Below are 18931 nucleotides of genomic sequence, written 5' to 3' on the forward strand. Positions count from 1 at the left end.
TCTTCGGCAGCGGGGCTTCGTCATGTCGTATCCCCGTCACCCGGGCACGCGGGGGGCCGTGCTCGCCCGGACGGTCAGGCGGGGCCGGAGCAGGGTGGCCTCGGGCACGTGGGTGCCGGCCAGTTTGCGCATCAGGAGGGCGACCGCCTGCTCGCCCACCTCAGCCGCCGGGATGGCGACGGAGGTGAGCGGGACCCGGAGGTTCGCGGCGAGGTCGTCCGGGCACAGGGCGGTGACCGAGAGATCGGCCGGGACGCGAAGACCCAGATGCTCGAAGGCGTCGACGAGGGGGTCCAGCACCGCCTCGTTGTGGACGACCACGCCCGTCAGGGCCGGATGTTCCCGCAGCAGGCGCTCCGCCACCGCCCGGGCGGCCGCGGGGGTGGGCTCGCAGGGGTGGACCGTGGAGGACACGCCGTTGCGGGTCGCGGCGGAGGTGAAGCCCTGGACGACCCGCTGGGCGAAGGAGGTCCGGCGGACGTAGACCTCGGGCGGGGAGCCGATCAGGGCCACCACGCGGTGCCCCAGCCCGGCCAGGTGCTCCACGCACAGCTCGCCCGCCGTCCTGAAGTCCAGGTCGATGCAGGTCAGCCCGGAACCGTCGGCGGGGAGCCCGATCAGTACCGACGGCCGGTCCAGGGAGCGCAGCAACGGAAGCCGGGGATCGTGGAGTTGGACGTCCATCACGATCAGCGCGTCCACCAGGGCCGAGTCCGCGACCCGTCGCAGCCCCTCCTCGCCCTCCTCCTGCGTCAGCAGCAGGACGTCGTGGTCGTGCGCGCGTGCCGTGGTGACCGCCGCGACCGCGAACCGCATGACCACGGGCACATGGATCCCGGCCCGTAACGGCATCACCATCGCCAGCACGTTCGACTTGCTGCTGGCCAGGGCGCGGGCGCCCGCGTGCGGACGGTAGCCCAGCTCGCGGATGGACGCCTCGACCCGGGCCCGCGTCTCCGCCGAGATCGGCCGCTTGCCGCTCAGCGCGTACGAGACGGTGCTGGGGGAGACGCCCGCGTGCCGGGCCACGTCCGTGATCTTCACCGTCACGCCTTCCTCGTTCCCGCGGGGTCCGCCTCCTCGTCCAGGTCCATCGTCAGAAAGCCCGTGCCCGCCTCCGCCCGGACCTCCCGCCCCCCGGCCGCGAGCCCCCACGGCGCCCTCGGGTCACCGCACGACGCCCGCAGCACCCGGCCCTCCCGTACGACGGTGAAGGTCACGTCGCCCACCGGCACGGTGACCTGGGCCCCGTGCGCCAGGCCGTACGCACGCAGCGTGACCCCGTCGGCGTAGTCGTAGTCCGGGCGGTCGGTCACCGCGCCGACCGGGACGACCGCGCCCGGCCGGACCAGGAGCGGCACGCTGGTGAAGTCGTGCCGTTCGCGGACCCAGCGGGGGCCGGTGACCGTCCCGCCGGCCGGGAAGCGGGTCCAGGTGCCCTCGGGGACGTAGTACGTGACGTCGCCCTCGTCGCTGAAGACGGGGGCCACGAGCAGGTCGGGGCCGAGCATGTACTGGCGTTCCAGATGCGCGCAGCCCGGGTCGTCCGGGAACTCCAGCACCATCGCGCGCATCATGGGGACGCCCTCGGTGTGGGCGGTGCGCGCGGCCTGGTGGAGATAGGGCATCAGGCCGAGCTTCAGACGGGTGAACTCGCGCAGGACGTCCACCGACTCGTCGTCGAAGAGCCAGGGCACCCGGTACGACGACGAGCCGTGCAGACGGCTGTGGGAGGACAGCAGACCGAAGGCGATCCACCGCTTGAACAGCGCGGGGGTCGGGGTGCCCTCGAAGCCGCCGATGTCATGGCTCCAGTACCCGAAGCCCGACAGCCCCAGCGACAGCCCTCCGCGCAGCGACTCGGCCATCGCCTCGTACGTCGACTCGCAGTCGCCGCCCCAGTGGACGGGGAAGCTCTGGCTGCCGACGGTCGCCGACCGGGCGAAGAGCACCGCCTCGCCCTCGCCCCGGTGTTTGCGCAGGACGTCGAAGACCGTGCGGTTGTAGAGGTAGGTGTAGTAGTTGTGCATCCGCTCCGGATCCGTGCCGTCGGACCAGGTCACGTCCAGGGGCACCCGCTCGCCGAAGTCCGTCTTGAAGCAGTCGACGCCCTGGGCGAGCAGCGCCTCCAGCTTCGACGCGTACCACGCGCGGGCCGCCGGGCTGGTGAAGTCGACCAGCGCCATCCCGGGCTGCCAGAGGTCCCACTGCCAGACGTCGCCGTCCGGGCGGCGCAGGAGATGGCCGAGGTCCCTGCCCTCCGCGAACAGCGGGGAGCGCTGGGCGATGTAGGGGTTGATCCAGACGCTGATCCTGAGACCCCGGCGCTTGAGGCGGGCCAGCATGCCCTCCGGATCGGGGAAGACCCGGGGGTCCCACGTGAAGTCGCACCACTGGAACTCGCGCATCCAGAAACAGTCGAAGTGGAAGACGGACAGCGGGAGCCGGCGCTCCCGCATGCCCTCGATGAAGGAGGTCACCGTCTCCTCGTCGTAGGAGGTGGTGAAGGAGGTCGACAGCCACAGGCCGAACGACCAGGCGGGCGGCAGGGCGGGGCGGCCGGTGAGGGCCGTGTACTTGCGGAGGATCTCCTTCGGGGTCGGGCCGTAGATGACGTAGTACGTCAACCGCTGGGTCTCCGCGCTGAACTGCACCCTCGACACGACCTCCGAGGCGACCTCGAAGGAGACCTTGCCGGGATGGTCGACGAAGACGCCGTAGCCCGCGTCGGTCAGATAGAACGGCACGTTCTTGTAGGCCTGTTCGGTGGCCGTGCCGCCGTCGGCGTTCCAGACGTCCACGACCTGCCCGTTCTTGACGAGCGGGCCGAAGCGTTCACCGAGGCCGTACACCGAGGTGCCGACGCCCAGGTTGAGCTGTTCGCGCAGGTGGTGGGCACCGGACGCCTCGCGCATGATGCCCATCGACTTGGGGCCGCTGGTGGTGAGGGTGCGGCCGTGGGCGAGGAAGTCGACGTGCCAGGGGCCGGTGCGGGCCACCCGGACCGACAGCTCTCCGGCGGTGAGGGTGGCGTGCTCGTCGTCGTAGGAGGTGTGCGGGGTGAACTCCTCGGTGCTCAGTTCGAACCGAGGCCCGCGGGGCCGTTCGCCCTCGAAGTGGGTGAAGGTGACGCCGATGACGTCGGGCATCGGGGAGTGGGCGTCGATCGTCACGACCGGTCCCTTCAACAGGTCGCCGCGGTGGCGGACGGGCTGGGTGGGGGCGTGCACCCGCAGGGTGCCGTCCGTGACGGTGACGTCGAGGACCTCGACCGGATGGGCCGCGGTGACGCCCTCGCGGAGCAGCCAGTAGCCGTCGGTGAACTTCATGGGTGGGGGGTTCCTTTCCGGGGCCTACTTCACGGCTCCCACCGCGATGCCGCGGGTGAGCGTGCGCTGGAAGAGGAGGAAGAACACGAGCGCGGGCAGCAGACCGAGCAGGGCCGCCGCGTTGGTCATCGTGGCGTCCATCAGGCGCTGGCCCTGGAGGACGCCGAGGGCCACCGAGACGGTCTGGTTGTCGTTGGAGATCAGCATCACGAGCGGGAGCAGGAACTCGTTCCAGGTCCAGACGAAGAAGAACACCAGGAGCACGCCGAGGGTGGGCCGGCTCACGGGGACGACGATCCGCCACAGCACCTGCCACTTGGTCGCGCCGTCCATCCGGGCCGCCTCGACGATCTCGCGGGGGAAGCGCCCGAGGACCGAGGAGAGGAGATAGGTGCCGAAGGCCGCCTGGATCACCGTGAAGACGATGACCACGCTCAGCCGGGTGTCGTAGAGGCCGGCCTCCTTGGAGAGGAAGTACACCGGGTAGACCAGCGCCTCCTGCGGCAGCACGTTCGCCAGCACGAAGAAGGCGAGGATCCAGGTACGGCCCCGGAGCCGGCCGATGCCGATCGCGTACGCGTTGAGCACGGACAGGACGACGGCCAGGACCGCCACCGAACCGCTGATCAGCACCGAGTTGAACAGCTTCCGGCCGTAGTCGACCCGCTGCCAGAAGTCCTTCAGCCCGTCGAGGTAGAGGCCGTCCGGGAGGCTGAGCGGACCGCTCCGCGAGTACTCGGCCGGGGACTTCACCGCGTTCAGGGCCACGATCAGGAACGGGACGACCATGAAGAGGGCGGCGACGCAGAGGGCCACGAGGACCGGGTAGCGGCGGGCGGCGGCCATGCGCGGGTTCCGTCCGGTCATGCGGGCGCCCCCTCGTCGGCGTCCTCGGCGCGGGTCTGGAGCCTCAGGCCGGCCAGGGCCAGGGCGAGGACGATCACGGTCAGGACGGTGGAGACCGCGGCGCCGTAGCCGACCTGGGTCTTCTCGAAGAACGTGGTGAAGGAGAAGTACGACGGCACGTCGGTGGCGCCGCCGGGGCCGCCCTTCGTCAGGACGTACACCGCGCCGAACACCTTCAGCGCGGCGATCGTGCACCACAGCAGGACCACATGGATCTCGGGCCGGATCTGCGGCAGCGTGATGTGCCGGAAGCGGCGCCACCAGCCGGCGCCGTCCAGCTCGGCGGCCTCGTACAGGGCCGGGTCGACGCGCTGCAGCCCGGCCATGAAGACGACCAGCGGGAAGCCGAGCTGCACCCACACCATCACGGCCATGACCGTGTAGAGGGCGAGGCCGGGGTCGCCCAGCCAGTCCTGCTGCCATCCGCCGAGCCCGACCGCCTTCAGCAGCTCGTTCAGGGAGCCGCCCTCGGGGGCGAGGATCCAGCTCCAGACGATGCCCGCCACGGCGATCGGCAGCACCTGGGGCAGGTAGAAGCAGGCCCGCAGCACGGCGGTGACCCGGCTGCCGAAGTGTTTGCCGACGAAGTCGAACAGGGCGGCGGCCAGGACCAGTCCGAGCGCGGTCGGTACGGCGGCCATCGCCACCACCATGAACAGACTGTGCCGGAACGACGCCCAGAAGGCGGAGTCGTCCAGCAGCTCACGGTAGTTGGCGAGCCCCGACCATCGAGGGCTGCCGACCCCCTGCCAGTCGGTGAAGCTCGCTCCCGTGTTCATCAGGAACGGGACGACGACGACCGCGAGGAAGGCGAGGGCGCCGGGCAGGAGGAACAGCGCGTAGGAGCCACGGTCGCCGCCGGACCGGCGCGGGCGGCCGGTGCGCCGCGCCGCTCCGCCCGCCGCCCGGCGCTCCACGGTCGCCGTCATCGCTTGGGTACGTCCTTCTCGTACGCCTTCCCGACCGCGTCCAGGTAGGCGTCCGGGTCGCTGTCGCCGGTGATCAGCTTCTGGGTCTCGGAGACGAGGACGTCGTAGAAGCCGGGCACCGGCCAGTCCGGGTAGAAGGCCAGACCGTCCTTCTCGGAGAGGGTGTTGAAGTCGGCGATCAGCTTCTTGGCCCGGGGGTCGGTGACGGCGGCGGGGTCGGCGGCCACCGGGACACCGCCCTTGTCGCCGAGCAGGTTCTGGATCTTCTTCGACAGGGTGATGTCGATGAAGTCGTAGGCGAGTTCCTTGTTCTTCGCGCCCTCGGGGACGACCCAGAGGTTGCCGCCGGAGCCGAGCGTGAGGTTCGTGTCGGGCCACAGGAAGGTGCCCCAGTCGAAGGTGTTCTCGGCCTGGAACCGGCCGTACCACCAGCTTCCCGAGAACAGGATCGGCGCCTTGCCCCGGATGAAGGAGACGCCCGCGTCCTCCGACTTCGCCCCGGTCGACTTCTCGTCGATGTACCCCTTCTCCACCCAGTCGGCGAAGGTCTGCGCCCCGTACGTCCACGCGGTGTCGTGGAAGTCGGCCTCGCCCTCGTACAGCTCGTAGGCGTCCACCCAGGCGCGGTCCGCCCGGCTCAGCGCCAGCTGGTAGAGGTACTGCTGCGCCATGTACTCGGCGCCGGCGTTGGCGAGCGGGGTGATGCCCGCGTCGACGAACTCGTCCATGGCGGCGGTGAGTTCGGTGAGCGTGGTGGGCTCCTCGATGCCGTGCTCGGCGAAGAGGTCCTTGTTGTAGTAGACCATCGTGTACTCGGCGTAGTTCGGTACGCCGTACCAGGCGCCGGAGCCCATGACGCCGTCGGCGTCGTACCGGCTGGTGGTGCGGACGCCCGCGCTGAGCTTCTTGTCCCAGCCGTGCTTCCGTACCTGCGGGGTGAGGTCGGTGAGGAGGCCCTGGCGGGAGAGGAGCCCGGCGGTCGCGTTGCCCTTGTTGTACTCCATGAGGTCGGGCGCGTCGGAGGAGTTGAGGACCATGGGGGCGGTCTTGCGGATCTGTTCGAAGCCCTTCTCCTCGAACTCGACCTCGACGCCCGGGTGGGTCTTCTCGAACTCCTCGATCGCCGCGTTCCAGGCCACGCCCATCGCGCTGTCCGGGCCCTCGTAGTGCCAGAGGCGGAGCGTCCGCCCGTCACCACCGCCGCCGCTGTCCGGACCGCCGCAGGAGGCCAGGAGCAGAACTCCGCCGAGAGCCGCCGCGGCCGCCGCCGTACGCCTTCGTGCCGTCAACATCCTGTGCCTCCGGGGGAGTCGGATGGATCGTCGAAAGGTGCAGTCGAATCGCTTCGATGAATGATGTCGAAGCGCTTCGACGGAAGGTAGGGGCGGGGCGGTGATGCGTCAATGGGGCGAACGGGAATCCGCGGCGGGCCGGTGCTGCGCGCCCGGCTCGCGCGGGGGCTCGCGGGGGGTGTGGTTCGGCGGCGGCGGGGTGGTGCGGTGCAGGGCCGTGGTGGTGGGCCTGTCCGTGACAGCGGCCGGACGCCGGGGCGGGGGCGGGCGCCGGGTCCTCGTGCGCCGGAGTGGACGGACGGGGCACGGCCGGGCGGGCGGAGGGGTGGGGGCCGGAGCGCCGGGCTCGCTCCGTCGGCCGGACGTTTCAGCGCTCGCCGGTGGGGCGGAAGGGGCTCGTGCGGGCCGTGGGCGGGGCGGCGGAATTATGGCCGTCGAATCCGGAGGACGGGTGGATTCCGCCCACAGATGCACTCATCATGATGACCTTCGCCTGACAGCGCACACATGCACATCTTTCCCACCCATACATTCGTTGGCCAGGGTGCGTGTGATGGGTGGGGCGCCCCGGAGCGGGTGGGGGCCCGGTCCGGTACAGGAAGTGCGACAGCCCGGCATCGAACACGCGCTCGGAACGATCCCGTGGGGGGAAGTGCGTGCACGTCGACAACTGGCCCAACGGCATTCAGCCGAAGCGGACCGAGGGCGAAGGTGAAGGCCCCGGTCCCGGCCGTGGTGGTAGTGGCTCCGGCGAGGTGGTCTGGCCCGAGGCCGCCGGCAGAACGGCAGCCGTGTCCCGGACGGAGCGGGACCACGCAGGCGAAGTCTCCGGACGGGCGGAGATCTCCGGGTCCTCCGGTCTCGGAGTGCCCCGGCAGCCGACCGCCCCCGGGGCCGTGCCGGGTGTCGACCCGGCGCCCTGGGAGCAGCCCGGCCGGCCGGGCCGCAATCACGATCCGCACGAGGTGACCGTGCAACTCGACGGCGTGGGGCGCGAAGTGGACGAGGGCCAGGGCAGGCACGCCGGCAGGGCCGGGGACGCGGCGGGCGCCGGCCAGGACTCCGACGGGCCCGTCTTCGTGGACGAGTCGGGCCGGCGCAGGAACCTCTACCGGCGGCTGGGTATCGCCGTCGGCACCGCCTGCGCGGCGTACGCCGTGGTCATCGTCGGCACCCTGGTGTCGGGCAACTCGGACGCGCCCTGGCTGCCGGTGCCGATGCAGAAGGACGACAAGCCGGCCGGAAAGGTGGACACACCCCCGCTGCCGGCCGAGTCGGACGACCGGTCCGACGAGGCCGAGGGCTTCGTACCGGACGCCGGTCCGGGCGGGGGCCGTACGGGAGCGACGTCCTCGCCCGGCGCCAAGTCCCCGGCCGGTTCGTCCGGCAAGGCCAAGCAGCCGGCGAACTCCGCCGGCGCCGAGCCGTCGGCCGGGCCCAGCGCCAAGGCGACACCGAAGCCGCAGCCGAAGCCCAGCGGCGGTGCGAAGGACCCCGAGCCGTCGGCCTCCGCGCCCGAGCCGCCGAAGGTCGACCCCAGCCCCGCGGCCTCGCCCTCGCCCTCACCCACGCCCTCCGAGACCGGCTCCGCCGACCCGGGTCCGGGCTCCGACACCGTGGCCGACGGCCCGGCGTCCCCGGCGCCCGTCGAGCCCGCCCCGTCGACGCCGGCGGACTCGCAGAGCCCGCAGGAGCCCGCGAGCCCGCAGGACCCGCAGAACCCGGAGAGCCCCGCATAATGACCCGCCCCGAGCGCGGCGGCACGTCTTCACGTGCCGCCGCCCAACGTCATACCCGCTCACCGCGTCCACCCCAGGTCCCCGGGGGCGGCACGGCAGACGACCCGGCCGGTGACACGGCCGAAGGTCCGAGCCCCAGCCCGAGTTCCGGAAGGAGCCCCGGCACGAGCCCGAGGAAGCGCGTGCGGAAGCGTTCCGGACGCCGCGTGCCGCTGCGCTATCTGCTGCCCTGTGTCCTGCTCGTCGCCCTGATGGCCATGCTGATGCTCCGCGGATACGTGCACAGCGAGATCCTCGCGGACCACCGGGTCGGGCCGCCGGTGGCGAACGACCGGGTGCCGAAGGAGATACTCAAGGGCGGGCCCGTGATCGACACCCGCTCGGGCCGCCGATCCAGCCTCGACATCCCCGATCACGAACTGGTCCTGACCTTCGACGACGGACCCGACCCCACGTGGACCCCCAAGGTCCTCGACATGCTGAAGAAGCACGAGGCCAAGGCCGTCTTCTTCATCACCGGCACGATGGCCTCGCGCTATCCCGACCTGGTGCGGCGGATGGTCGACGAGGGCCACGAGATCGGTCTGCACACCTTCAACCACCCCGACCTCTCGCTCCAGAGCAAGGACCGCATCGACTGGGAGCTGTCGCAGAACCAGCTCGCGCTCGCGGGCGCCGCCGGTATCCGTACCTCCCTGTTCAGGCCGCCGTACTCCTCGTTCTCCGCGCGCATGGACAACCGGACCTGGCCGGTCACGCAGTACATCGGCAGCCGGGGCTACATCACCGTCGTCAGCGACACCGACAGCCAGGACTGGGCCCGGCCCGGTGTCGAGGAGATCATCCGCCGTGCCACACCCGAGCGCGGTGACGGGCACGTCGTGCTGATGCACGACGCCGGCGGCGACCGCTCGCAGACCGTCGCCGCGCTGGACCGCTACATCAGCGGACTCCAGGCCGAGGGCTACACGTTCGACACCCTCACCGGCGCCCTGGACGCCCCCAGCGCGCACACCCCGGTCACCGGCCTCGGCCTGGTGAAGGGCAAGGTCTGGGTGACGCTGGTGCAGGTCTCGGAGCGGACGACGAGCGTCCTCGTGGTCGCCCTCGCGGTCGTCGGCGTCCTCGTCCTCGCCCGCTTCGGCCTGATGCTGATCCTGTCGATCGCGCACGCCCGCAAGGTCAGGCGCCGCGGCTTCCGCTGGGGTGCGGACGGACCCGTCACGGAACCGGTGTCGGTGCTCGTCCCGGCGTACAACGAGGCCAAGTGCATCGAGAAGACGGTCCGTTCGCTGGTGGCGAGCGACCACCCCATCGAGGTGCTGGTCATCGACGACGGCTCCAGCGACGGCACGGCCGGCATCGTCGAGGAACTGGGCAGGGACCTGCCGGGCGTCCGTGTCGTACGGCAGCTCAACGCGGGCAAGCCCGCCGCCCTCAACCGGGGCATCGCCAACGCCCGGCACGAGATCATCGTGATGATGGACGGCGACACGGTCTTCGAGCCGTCCACCGTCCGTGAGCTGGTCCAGCCGTTCGCCGACCCCCGGGTCGGCGCGGTGGCGGGCAACGCCAAGGTCGGCAACCGCGACACCATGATCGGCGCCTGGCAGCACATCGAGTACGTGATGGGCTTCAACCTCGACCGCCGGATGTACGACGTCCTGCGCTGCATGCCGACGATCCCCGGCGCGGTCGGGGCGTTCCGGCGCACGGCCCTCGAACGCGTCGGCGGCATGAGCGAGGACACCCTCGCCGAGGACACCGACATCACCATGGCCATGCACCGCGACGGCTGGCACGTCGTGTACGCCGAGAACGCGCGCGCCTGGACCGAGGCCCCCGAATCCGTCCAGCAGTTGTGGTCGCAGCGCTACCGCTGGTCGTACGGCACGATGCAGGCGATCTGGAAGCACCGCGGCTCCCTCTTCGACCGGGGTCCCTCGGGCCGCTTCGGCCGCGTGGGCCTGCCGTTGGTCTCCCTCTTCATGGTCGTGGCACCCCTGCTGGCCCCGCTCATCGACGTCTTCCTGCTCTACGGGCTGGTCTTCGGACCCACGGAGAAGACGATCGGCGCCTGGCTGGGTGTCCTGGCGGTCCAGGTGGTGTGCGCCGCGCTGGCGTTCCGCCTCGACAAGGAGCGCATGACCCATCTGATCTCGCTCCCGCTCCAGCAGATCCTCTACCGCCAGCTCATGTACGTCGTCCTGCTGCAGTCGTGGATCACGGCCCTGACCGGCGGCCGGCTGCGCTGGCAGAAGCTGCGGCGGACGGGGGCCGTGGGGCTGCCCGGCGCGCCGCAGGAACAGGCGGCCGCCGTGCCGCAGCAGCAGCCGGGAGAGCGGAGGCCGGTCGGATGAGCACCCTCACCCAGGACTCCGCACCGCAGACCCCGGCCGCCCCGGCCGTCTCCGGCCGGGACCGCTACTTCGACCTGCTGCGGGCCCTCGCCATCTTCCGGGTGGTGCTCTACCACCTGGCCGGCTGGAGCTGGCTGCCGCTCGTCTTCCCCTCCATGGGCGTGATGTTCGCGCTCGCCGGCAACCTCATGGCGCGCTCGCTGAAGCGTCCCGCGCCGGCCGTCGTCAGGGGCCGGCTCCGCCGGCTGCTGCCACCGGTGTGGCTGCTGGGCGTCGTCGGCGTGACCGGCATGGTGGCCCAGGGCTGGGCGCCGGATCCGTACTGGCATCCCCTGTGGTGGTGGTTCCACCTCGCGTTCTGGATCCTCCCGGTCAGCGAGCCGCCGTACGCCGACGGCCTGCCCGGGGTGCACGGCTTCATCGGCGCCGACTGGGCCGTGGAACTGGCCGGACCTCTCTGGTACGTCCGCACCTACATCTGGTACGTGGTCCTCTCCCCAGTGCTGCTGCGCGCGCTGCGGAGGATGCCGGTGGTGACGGTCCTCGCGCCGCTCGCCCTGGCCGCGCTGCTGGAGCTGGGCTGGCTGGTCGTCCCCGGTGAGCGACTCGCCGCGGGCTTCACGGACTTCGCCACCTTCGGCGCCTGCTGGCTCCTCGGCATGGCCCACCAGGAGGGCATCCTCAAGCGCCTGCCGAGGTACGTCGTGCCGTCCGTGGCCCCGGCGGTCGCCCTCGCCGGCCTCTGGTTCGCCCTGCGCGGCGACTACGGCCAGGGCCACGACCTGGACGACATGCCGTTCGCCCAGTCCCTGTGGTCCGTCGCCGCGGTGGCGCTGCTGCTGCACCTGAGCCCGTCGTGGTCGCGGTGGCCGCCGCGGCTGCGCCGCTGGGACGGGGTGATCACCTTCCTCAACTCCCGCGCGGTGACGATCTACCTCTGGCACACCACCTGCATCATGATCGCCTCGGCCCAGTGGGACCGGCTGTGGGACGTGGTGTTCCTCGAACGACACACCCCGTGGCTGCTGGAGAGCGTCTGGCCCGTGCTGGCCCTGACCTGGCTGCTGGTCGTCGCCTGTGTCGTCGCGTTCGGCTGGGCGGAGGATCTCGCGGCCCGGCGCAGGCCGCGGTTGTGGCCGCGGAGTGGGGATGCGGGGAGGGCCGGGAGCAGGTCCTGACGCGGCCGGCCGGTTACGTGTGCTCGGTCATGTATTGACCCGGTAACCAACCGGGATACGTACTTGCGTGCGACTGAGCGGGTGGTGGATGTTGGGCTCGCTGGAGGCAGGTGTTCCGCACTTCGTGCCTCGCCGAAGCGACTCAAGGAGTGACACCCGCCGATGACTCAGCCTCCCGGCCCGCCGTACGACGGTTACGGCTCGCAGCCGCCCCAGCAGCCGTACCCCGGGCCGTACACGCCCCCGGGCCAGGTCCCCGGCCAGCCGCCGAACCCGTACGCGACGGCTCCTCAGCAGCCGTACGGGGGTGGCGGGCAGCCGCCGTACGGGGCGCCGGGGGCGCCCCCGTACGGTCCGCAGTACGGGGGGTACCCGCCGCCGCCCCCGCCGTCCGGGGGCGGAGGCAAGGTCGCGCTGATCATCGTGGCCGCCGTGGCGGCGCTCGCGGTGATCGGCGGCGGCGTCTTCCTCCTCGCCGGTGACGGGGACGACACCGACACGGCCCGGCCCGGCCGGAGCGTGTCCGCCACGCCGTCCGAGAGCCCGGCCGAGTCGGAGGAGGCCGCCGACGAGGCCACGGAGGAGGCCACCGGCACGCCCGACGGCGGCCTGGACGACGGTGGTTCGTCCACCGCGCCGGCCCAGGGCGTCGAGGGCCAGTGGCAGGACGACGAGGCCCGCACCCTGACGATCGGTGCCGAGCAGACGGCCGGTGAGGCCAAGGGCCAGCACCCGCTGTCCTACATCGACATGGTCGGCGGCAAGGGCATCATGACCGGCGTCGGCAAGTACCGCGACGACAACAACTTCCGCATGGCCCTCACCCCCATGGCCTCGAAGAACGTCAGCGACGACGACGTCACCTTCGCCACGGTCCGCCGCTCCGGCGACGACGTGGTCATCACCTGGGAGGCCGGGGGCACGGACACGCTCAGCTATGTGGGTGAGGCGTCGGGCTGACCACGGGCGGGGTGCGGTGCCCGGCGACGTGGACGCCGTCGGGCACCGCCGCCCCAGGTCGCCGGGCGGCGACGCCCGAGGCCGTGCCGGACGGGCGGCAACCCGGGGCCGGGGCGGCGGCGACTGAGGGGAAAGGAGAGGCGGGGAGCGTCCACACATGAAGAGCGATGCCGAACACATCCACGCGTTCGCGGCCTGGATCGAAGGCGTGATGCGGGCGCACGGGTACGACATCGACAGCCCGCGCGGCGGCGGCAGGACCAGGCTCGCCGAGGACGCGGGGGTGCACCGGGCGGCCATCACCCGGCTGCTGCAGCGCCGGAGCATGCCGGACCTGGAGACGATGCGGGGCCTGTCCCGAGCACTCGGCGTCCCGGTCCGCGACCTCCTGATCCGATCGGGCAAGCTCACCGAGCAGGACCTGCCCCGGCCGCCGGTGCCACCCGGGACCACCCCGGCCCCCGGCGCCCACCCGCTCTCCGCCGAGCAGGCGGCGACGGCGCTCGGCATCCCTGAGCACCTGCGGGCGGACTTCGTCCGGGTCACCGAACAGTTCAGACGCGGCTCGGCCCCCGGCCCCGCCGTCCCGGACACGGGCGCCGGGGCGGACGGGCGGACCGGCCCCTGACCTGCGACGCTCGGCAACCACGCGTCCCCACTTGAGGGCCGTACACGGCTTCTGTCGTGTGCGGCCCTTTTTCGCGGACGATCCGGAACGTCGTACGGCGTTGCGAACACTGTTCGCAGTGCGTACAGTGTTCCTTGTCGCCGCACAGCGTACGGCGGCGGCTTCGCCCTCTCGTCCGGCCACCGGCATCACGCCTCCGACACCCGAAGGACCCGCCATGACTCAGCGCACCGCTCTCGACCTCGCCCACTGGCAGCAGCGCCTCGACACCCTCCGCGCCGCTCACGGAGTACCCGGCGCCACACTCGCCTTCCTCGCCCACGGCGAGATCCACGAGCTGGCGAGCGGTGTGCTCAGCACGGCGACCGGCGTCGAGGCGACGACCGACTCCGTCTTCCAGCTCGGCTCGATCGCGAAGGTCTACACGGCCGCCCTCGTCATGCAGCTGGTGGAGTCCGGCGAACTCGACCTGGACGTCCCCGTGGTGAAGGTGCTGCCGGAGTTCGCGACCGTCGACCCGGCGGCCACCGAGGTCATCACCCCCCGCATGCTGCTCTCCCACACCAGCGGCCTGACCTGCGACTTCCATATCGACACGGGGCGCGGCGACGACGCGATCGCCCGGTACGTCGAGGCCGCGAAGGGCGTGGCGATGGACTGCCCGCCGGGTACGGCGGTGTCGTACAGCGGGATCGGGTACGTCGTGCTCGGCCGGATCGTCGAGGTGCTGACCGGGCTGACCTGGGACCAGGCGCTCAGGGAGCGGGTGTTCGCGCCGCTCGGACTGGCGCACACCATGACCCTGCCGGAGGAGGCGCTGCCGTTCCGCGTGGCCATGGGGCACATGGCGGGGGAGGGCGGGACCCAGGTCCCGGCCCCCGTGTGGGACATGATGCCGCGCGCGGCCGGCCCGGGCGCGCGGGTGCTCGCCACCGCCGGTGACGTGGTCCGGTACGCCAAGGCCCACCTCGACGGCGGCGCCGGGATCCTGCGCCCCGAGACCGTGTCGGCCATGCGGGCCCGCGAGACCGACGTACCCGACAAGTGGACGGTCAGCGCCGACGGCTGGGGTCTCGGCTGGACCCTGTACGACTGGGACGGCGTCCCGGGCTATGGGCACGACGGCGCCGCGACCGGGCAGTACGCCTTCCTCCGGGTGGTGCCGAGCGAGGGCGTCGCCGTCGCGCTGCTCACCAACGGCGGCTCGTCCCGCCTCCTCTACGCCGACCTGCTGCGCGAGCTGATGGCGGAGCTGGCCGGGATCACGATGCCCGCGCCGTTCGCCCCCGCCGCCGAGCCGCCCGCCGTCGACATCACGCCCTGGGCCGGTACGTACAAGAGGGAGGGAGTCGTCATCACGATCGCCGAGAGGAACGGCACACCGCATCTCACCTACGCCTTCGTCGACGGCATGGTGGGCTACTCGCCGGACCTGGAGATGGACCTCGTACCCCTGTCGGACACGGTGTTCGCCGGCGCGGGCGGCGGCTCCTCGTTCGCGGAGGACTGGATGCCTGTGGTCTTCGCCACGCTGAGCGACGGCACCCGGTGCGCCTACATTGGCATGAGGGCCGCACCGAAGGTGGCATGACCACCGGGTATGACGCCCCGCTCACCGATTCCTCACCGGCGGGTCCGCGCATCCGTGAGAGCAAAGTTCCCTTCCGGTCACCCGGTGCCACAGAACAGGAAACGCACTCTCCCTACCTTCGGGACTCATCACCCCTCATCCCCGTATCGCAACACCTGAGCCCGGAGAACGTGGAGGCGTCATGACAGCCCCGAGCACTGCCCCCGCATCGAGCAGGGGAGGCCGCTGGATTCAGCACTGGGACCCTGAGAACGAGGCCTTCTGGAACGAGACCGGCGAGAAGGTCGCCCGTCGCAACCTCATCTTCTCGGTCCTCTCCGAGCACATCGGCTTCTCCATCTGGACCGTATGGTCGGTGATGGTCCTGTTCATGGGCCCCGAGTACGGGCTCACCCCGGCCGACAAGTTCTTCCTCGTCTCGATGGCCACGCTGGTCGGCGCCATCGTCCGCATCCCGTACACCTTCGCGGTGGCGATCTTCGGCGGACGCAACTGGACGATCGTCTCCGCGAGCCTGCTGCTCATCCCGACCGTCGCGGCCTTCGTCGTGATGGAGCCGGGGACCTCGTTCAACACGTTCCTGGTCTGCGCGATGCTCGCCGGTATCGGCGGCGGCAACTTCGCCTCCTCCATGACCAACATCAACGCCTTCTTCCCGCTGCGGAAGAAGGGCTGGGCGCTCGGTCTCAACGCGGGCGGCGGCAACATCGGTGTCCCGGTCGTGCAGCTCATCGGTCTCGCCGTCATCGGCGCCTCCGGCGGTCCCCGCGTCCTGCTCGGGATCTACATCCCCTTCATCGTCATCGCCGCGGTCCTCGCCGCCGTCTACATGGACAACATCGCGTCCGTGAAGAACGACACCGGTGCGGCCAAGGACGCCGTGAAGGAGGCCCACACCTGGATCATGTCCTTCCTCTACATCGGCACCTTCGGCTCCTTCATCGGCTACAGCTTCGCCTTCGGCCTCGTCCTGCAGACCCAGTTCGGCCGTACGCCCCTGGAGTCCGCCTACGTCACCTTCATCGGCCCGCTGCTCGGCTCGCTGATCCGGCCCCTCGGCGGCGCGCTCGCCGACAAGTACGGCGGCGCCAAGATCACCCTGTGGAACTACGTCGGCATGGCCGCCGCCACCGGGATCATCGTCATCGCCTCCATGCAGAAGTCGCTGCCGCTCTTCACCACCGCGTTCATCGCGCTCTTCGTCCTCACCGGACTCGGCAACGGCTCCACCTTCAAGATGATCCCGGGCATCTTCCAGGCCAAGGCCCTCGCCAAGGGGCTGGAGGGCGAGGAGGCCGCGGCCTACGGACGCCGTCTCTCCGGTGCCTCCATGGGCATCATCGGCGCGGTGGGCGCCCTCGGTGGCCTCGGTATCAACCTGGCCTTCCGCCAGTCCTTCCTCTCCGTGGGCTCCGGCACCGGCGCCTTCGTCGCCTTCCTCGCCTTCTACGGGCTCTGCTTCGCGGTGACCTGGGCCGTATACCTTCGCCGCTCGGCCTCGAACACCTCTACGGCGACGGCCGCGACGGAGACGAAGCCGCAGCTCAGCTACGCCGAGGTGTGACATCGCCCATGCTGTGACACGTGCGACGTAACACCAGCGACATCAACCCGAACCGAGCCTGTCACGCGCCGTTGACAGGCTCGTTCGGCATGGGGGAGCGCCGATCCGTGCCACCGAACGCTCCGTCAAACGCTTCACCTCATGCTTCACCGAGCGCGACGACTGACTGCAACGACTCGACTGCGGGACGAGAGCCATGTACGACGAACAGCAGCGACCCGAGCGATCAGATCGAGCCGATCAACCAGACAGGACGGTTCTGATGGATCGGATGGATCGAACAGCGCCGACGGAACACGGGCCGCTCGCGGGCTTCACCGTGGGGGTCACGGCGGCCCGCCGGGCCGACGAACTCGGAGCACTCCTCCAGCGCCGCGGAGCCGCGGTGCTCCACGCCCCCGCCCTGCGCATCGTGCCGCTCGCCGACGACAGCGAACTGCTCGCCGCGACCAAGGACCTGATCGACCAGGCGCCCGACATCGTGGTGGCGACGACCGCCATCGGCTTCCGCGGCTGGATCGAGGCGGCCGACGGCTGGGGCCTCGGCGAGGCGCTCCTCGACCGGCTGCGGGGCGTCGAGGTCCTGGCGCGCGGACCGAAGGTGAAGGGTGCCATTCGCGCCGCCGGGCTCACCGAGGAGTGGTCCCCCTCCTCCGAATCCATGGCCGAGGTGCTCGACCGGCTGCTGGAACACGGCGTCGAGGGCCGCCGTCTCGCCATCCAGCTCCACGGCGAACCCCTCCCCGGTTTCGTGGAGTCCCTGCGAGCCGCCGGAGCGGAGGTCGTGGGCGTCCCCGTCTACCGGTGGATGCCCCCCGAGGACATCACGCCCGTCGACCGTCTCCTCGACTCGGCGATCGGCCGTGGCGTCGACGCCCTCACCTTCACCAGCGCCCCGGCGGCCGCGTCCCTGCTCTCCCGCGCCGAGGACCGGGGCCTGCTCCCGGAGTTGCTCAACGCCCTCAACCACGACGTCCTCCCCGCCTGCGTGGGCCCGGTGACGGCACTGCCCCTCCAGGCCCACGGCGTGGACACGGTCCAGCCCGAGCGGTTCCGTCTCGGCCCCCTCGTCCAGCTCCTGTGCCAGGAACTCCCCGGCCGCGCCCGCACGCTGCCCATCGCCGGCCACCGGGTGGAGATCCGGGGCCACGCGGTCCTCGTCGACGGCGACCTCCGCCCCGTACCGCCGGCCGGCATGTCCCTGCTGCGCGCGCTCTGCCGCCGTCCGGGCTGGGTCGTCCCCCGCTCGGACCTTCTCAAGGCCCTCCCCGGCGCGGGCCGCGACGAACACGCCGTGGAAACGGCCATGGCCCGCCTCCGCACAGCCCTGGGCACCCCAAAACTCATCCAAACGGTGGTCAAACGCGGCTACCGCCTGGCCCTGGACCCCGCGGCGGACACGAAGTACGACGCGTAGGGGAGGCACGGCCCCTGGCCCGTCAGGGGCGCGGCCCCCTGTCTGCCACGGGCGCATCCCCTGGTCTTTCAGAGGCGCGGGGAACTGCGCGACAAGCCCCCACCGGAGCGGCAGATGGGGGTCGAAGGGGCGCAGCCCCTGGAACGGGACGGGCAGGGGCGGCGGGGCGAGCGGAACCGGCCGCACACCGGAGGGTTCCCGCCCGGCGTGCGCCCAGGCACTGTAAGGGGTACGTACCTCCCGAGCGCACCCCTGCCGGCCGGCAACCCCACGGCGGTGACAAGCCCATGGCACAAGACCCCCGCTTCGACTGCGGCCACCTCTGCCTGGACTTCCTCGCCACCACCCATCCCGAGGAACAACTCGACTCCCCGGACGCCCTGCGCACCTGGATCACCGCCGCCCGCCTGGTCCCCGAGGGCACCCACCTCGCCCACATCACCCCGCACTGGCTGGTCGACTTCCGGGAACTACGCGGACACATCGGACAGTTGGTCCACACCGACCCGGACCGTGCTCCGAACTCCCGCGCCTCCAGCCCCCGCGCCCCCGGCCCCCACCCCTTCGACCTCTCCCTGGCAAGGGTCAACGACCTGGCGTGCGCGCCCACTCCGGCCCTCCGGGCCGTCCGCACGGACGACGGCACCCTCATCCGCACCCTGCACCGCATCCCCGACCGCGCGTCCCTGCTCGCCCTGATCGCCCGCGACACCGTGGAGCTGCTCACCGACCCGGCGGCCTGCGCCGCCCTGCGCCGCTGCGCGGGCGACAACTGCCCCATCGTGTACGTCGACACCTCCCGCGGCCGCCGCCGCCGTTGGTGCTCCAGCGAGATCTGCGGCAATCGCGAGCGCGTGGCCCGGCACCGCCGCCGAGCGGCCCTGGCCCGCGTGTAGTCGGGGCGGAGACGCCCACCCGCGTTACCCGGCCCGGCAGTTGGGCAAACCTCAAGTTGCCGTAAAGAAGCAGCAGTGCTGTTTTTCACATCGCGACGCGGGTGTCTTCACAATTCCCGTCCATGCGTGCCGGTTTAAGCAG

The 18931-nt window shown here is 71.4% G+C and carries 14 protein-coding genes; 9 read left to right on the forward strand and 5 right to left on the reverse strand.

Annotated elements, in window-relative coordinates; all coding sequences use genetic code 11:
• Positions 1 to 36: 36 nt before the first annotated feature.
• From ACZ6BB_RS06280 to ACZ6BB_RS06300, 5 genes are read right to left on the reverse strand one after another with little or no spacing between them, the layout of a single operon-like run.
• The gene (locus tag ACZ6BB_RS06280; protein WP_471614170.1) at positions 37 to 1050 is read right to left on the reverse strand and encodes a LacI family DNA-binding transcriptional regulator; all 1014 of its coding nucleotides are present in this window, start codon (positions 1048 to 1050) and stop codon (positions 37 to 39) included.
• Positions 1047 to 3329 carry an alpha-xylosidase gene (gene yicI, locus ACZ6BB_RS06285; protein WP_471614171.1) on the reverse strand — a complete coding sequence of 761 codons (2283 nt, stop codon included), beginning with the start codon at positions 3327 to 3329 and terminating at the stop codon, positions 1047 to 1049. Before yicI ends, ACZ6BB_RS06280 begins: the two co-directional genes overlap by 4 nt.
• Before the next feature lie 24 nt (positions 3330 to 3353).
• Positions 3354 to 4175, reverse strand: coding sequence for a carbohydrate ABC transporter permease (locus ACZ6BB_RS06290; RefSeq protein ID WP_471614704.1), 822 nt, complete (start codon positions 4173 to 4175; stop codon positions 3354 to 3356).
• Positions 4176 to 4192: 17 nt separating this feature from the next.
• Entirely contained in the window at positions 4193 to 5164 is a 972-nt protein-coding gene (locus ACZ6BB_RS06295) for a carbohydrate ABC transporter permease (RefSeq protein WP_471614172.1), read from the reverse strand.
• On the reverse strand, positions 5161 to 6456 hold the full coding sequence (locus ACZ6BB_RS06300) for an ABC transporter substrate-binding protein (RefSeq protein ID WP_471614173.1): 1296 nt from the start codon (positions 6454 to 6456) through the stop codon (positions 5161 to 5163). Before ACZ6BB_RS06300 ends, ACZ6BB_RS06295 begins: the two co-directional genes overlap by 4 nt.
• A 656-nt stretch (positions 6457 to 7112) precedes the next feature.
• Between ACZ6BB_RS06300 and ACZ6BB_RS06305 the strand changes: the two genes are divergently transcribed.
• The 9 genes from ACZ6BB_RS06305 (at position 7113) to ACZ6BB_RS06345 (ending at position 18789) form a co-directional block, all read left to right on the forward strand.
• A complete protein-coding gene (locus ACZ6BB_RS06305; protein WP_471614174.1) occupies positions 7113 to 8195 on the forward strand; it encodes a hypothetical protein in 1083 nt (360 codons plus the stop codon).
• Positions 8195 to 10555, forward strand: coding sequence for a glycosyltransferase (locus tag ACZ6BB_RS06310; RefSeq protein ID WP_471614175.1), 2361 nt, complete (start codon positions 8195 to 8197; stop codon positions 10553 to 10555). Before ACZ6BB_RS06305 ends, ACZ6BB_RS06310 begins: the two co-directional genes overlap by 1 nt.
• Positions 10552 to 11733, forward strand: coding sequence for an acyltransferase family protein (locus ACZ6BB_RS06315; protein WP_471614176.1), 1182 nt, complete (start codon positions 10552 to 10554; stop codon positions 11731 to 11733). Before ACZ6BB_RS06310 ends, ACZ6BB_RS06315 begins: the two co-directional genes overlap by 4 nt.
• Before the next feature lie 162 nt (positions 11734 to 11895).
• Positions 11896 to 12693: a hypothetical protein gene (locus ACZ6BB_RS06320; RefSeq protein ID WP_471614177.1), complete on the forward strand. Its 798-nt coding sequence runs from the start codon at positions 11896 to 11898 to the stop codon at positions 12691 to 12693.
• A gap of 157 nt (positions 12694 to 12850) precedes the next feature.
• The gene (locus tag ACZ6BB_RS06325; protein ID WP_471614178.1) at positions 12851 to 13321 is read left to right on the forward strand and encodes a helix-turn-helix domain-containing protein; all 471 of its coding nucleotides are present in this window, start codon (positions 12851 to 12853) and stop codon (positions 13319 to 13321) included.
• A gap of 217 nt (positions 13322 to 13538) precedes the next feature.
• The gene (locus ACZ6BB_RS06330; protein ID WP_471614179.1) at positions 13539 to 14912 is read left to right on the forward strand and encodes a serine hydrolase domain-containing protein; all 1374 of its coding nucleotides are present in this window, start codon (positions 13539 to 13541) and stop codon (positions 14910 to 14912) included.
• Positions 14913 to 15093: 181 nt separating this feature from the next.
• Positions 15094 to 16476 (forward strand): nitrate/nitrite transporter, encoded by a 1383-nt coding sequence (locus ACZ6BB_RS06335; protein WP_471614180.1) that lies wholly within the window; start codon positions 15094 to 15096, stop codon positions 16474 to 16476.
• A 196-nt stretch (positions 16477 to 16672) separates the two neighbouring features.
• The gene (locus tag ACZ6BB_RS06340; RefSeq protein ID WP_471614181.1) at positions 16673 to 17893 is read left to right on the forward strand and encodes a uroporphyrinogen-III synthase; all 1221 of its coding nucleotides are present in this window, start codon (positions 16673 to 16675) and stop codon (positions 17891 to 17893) included.
• Positions 17894 to 18180: 287 nt separating this feature from the next.
• Positions 18181 to 18789, forward strand: a complete 609-nt coding sequence (locus ACZ6BB_RS06345; protein WP_471614182.1) for a CGNR zinc finger domain-containing protein — start codon at positions 18181 to 18183, stop codon at positions 18787 to 18789.
• Positions 18790 to 18931 lie beyond the last annotated feature (142 nt).

It is taken from the genome of Streptomyces sp. NPDC041108 (genome assembly GCF_055592645.1).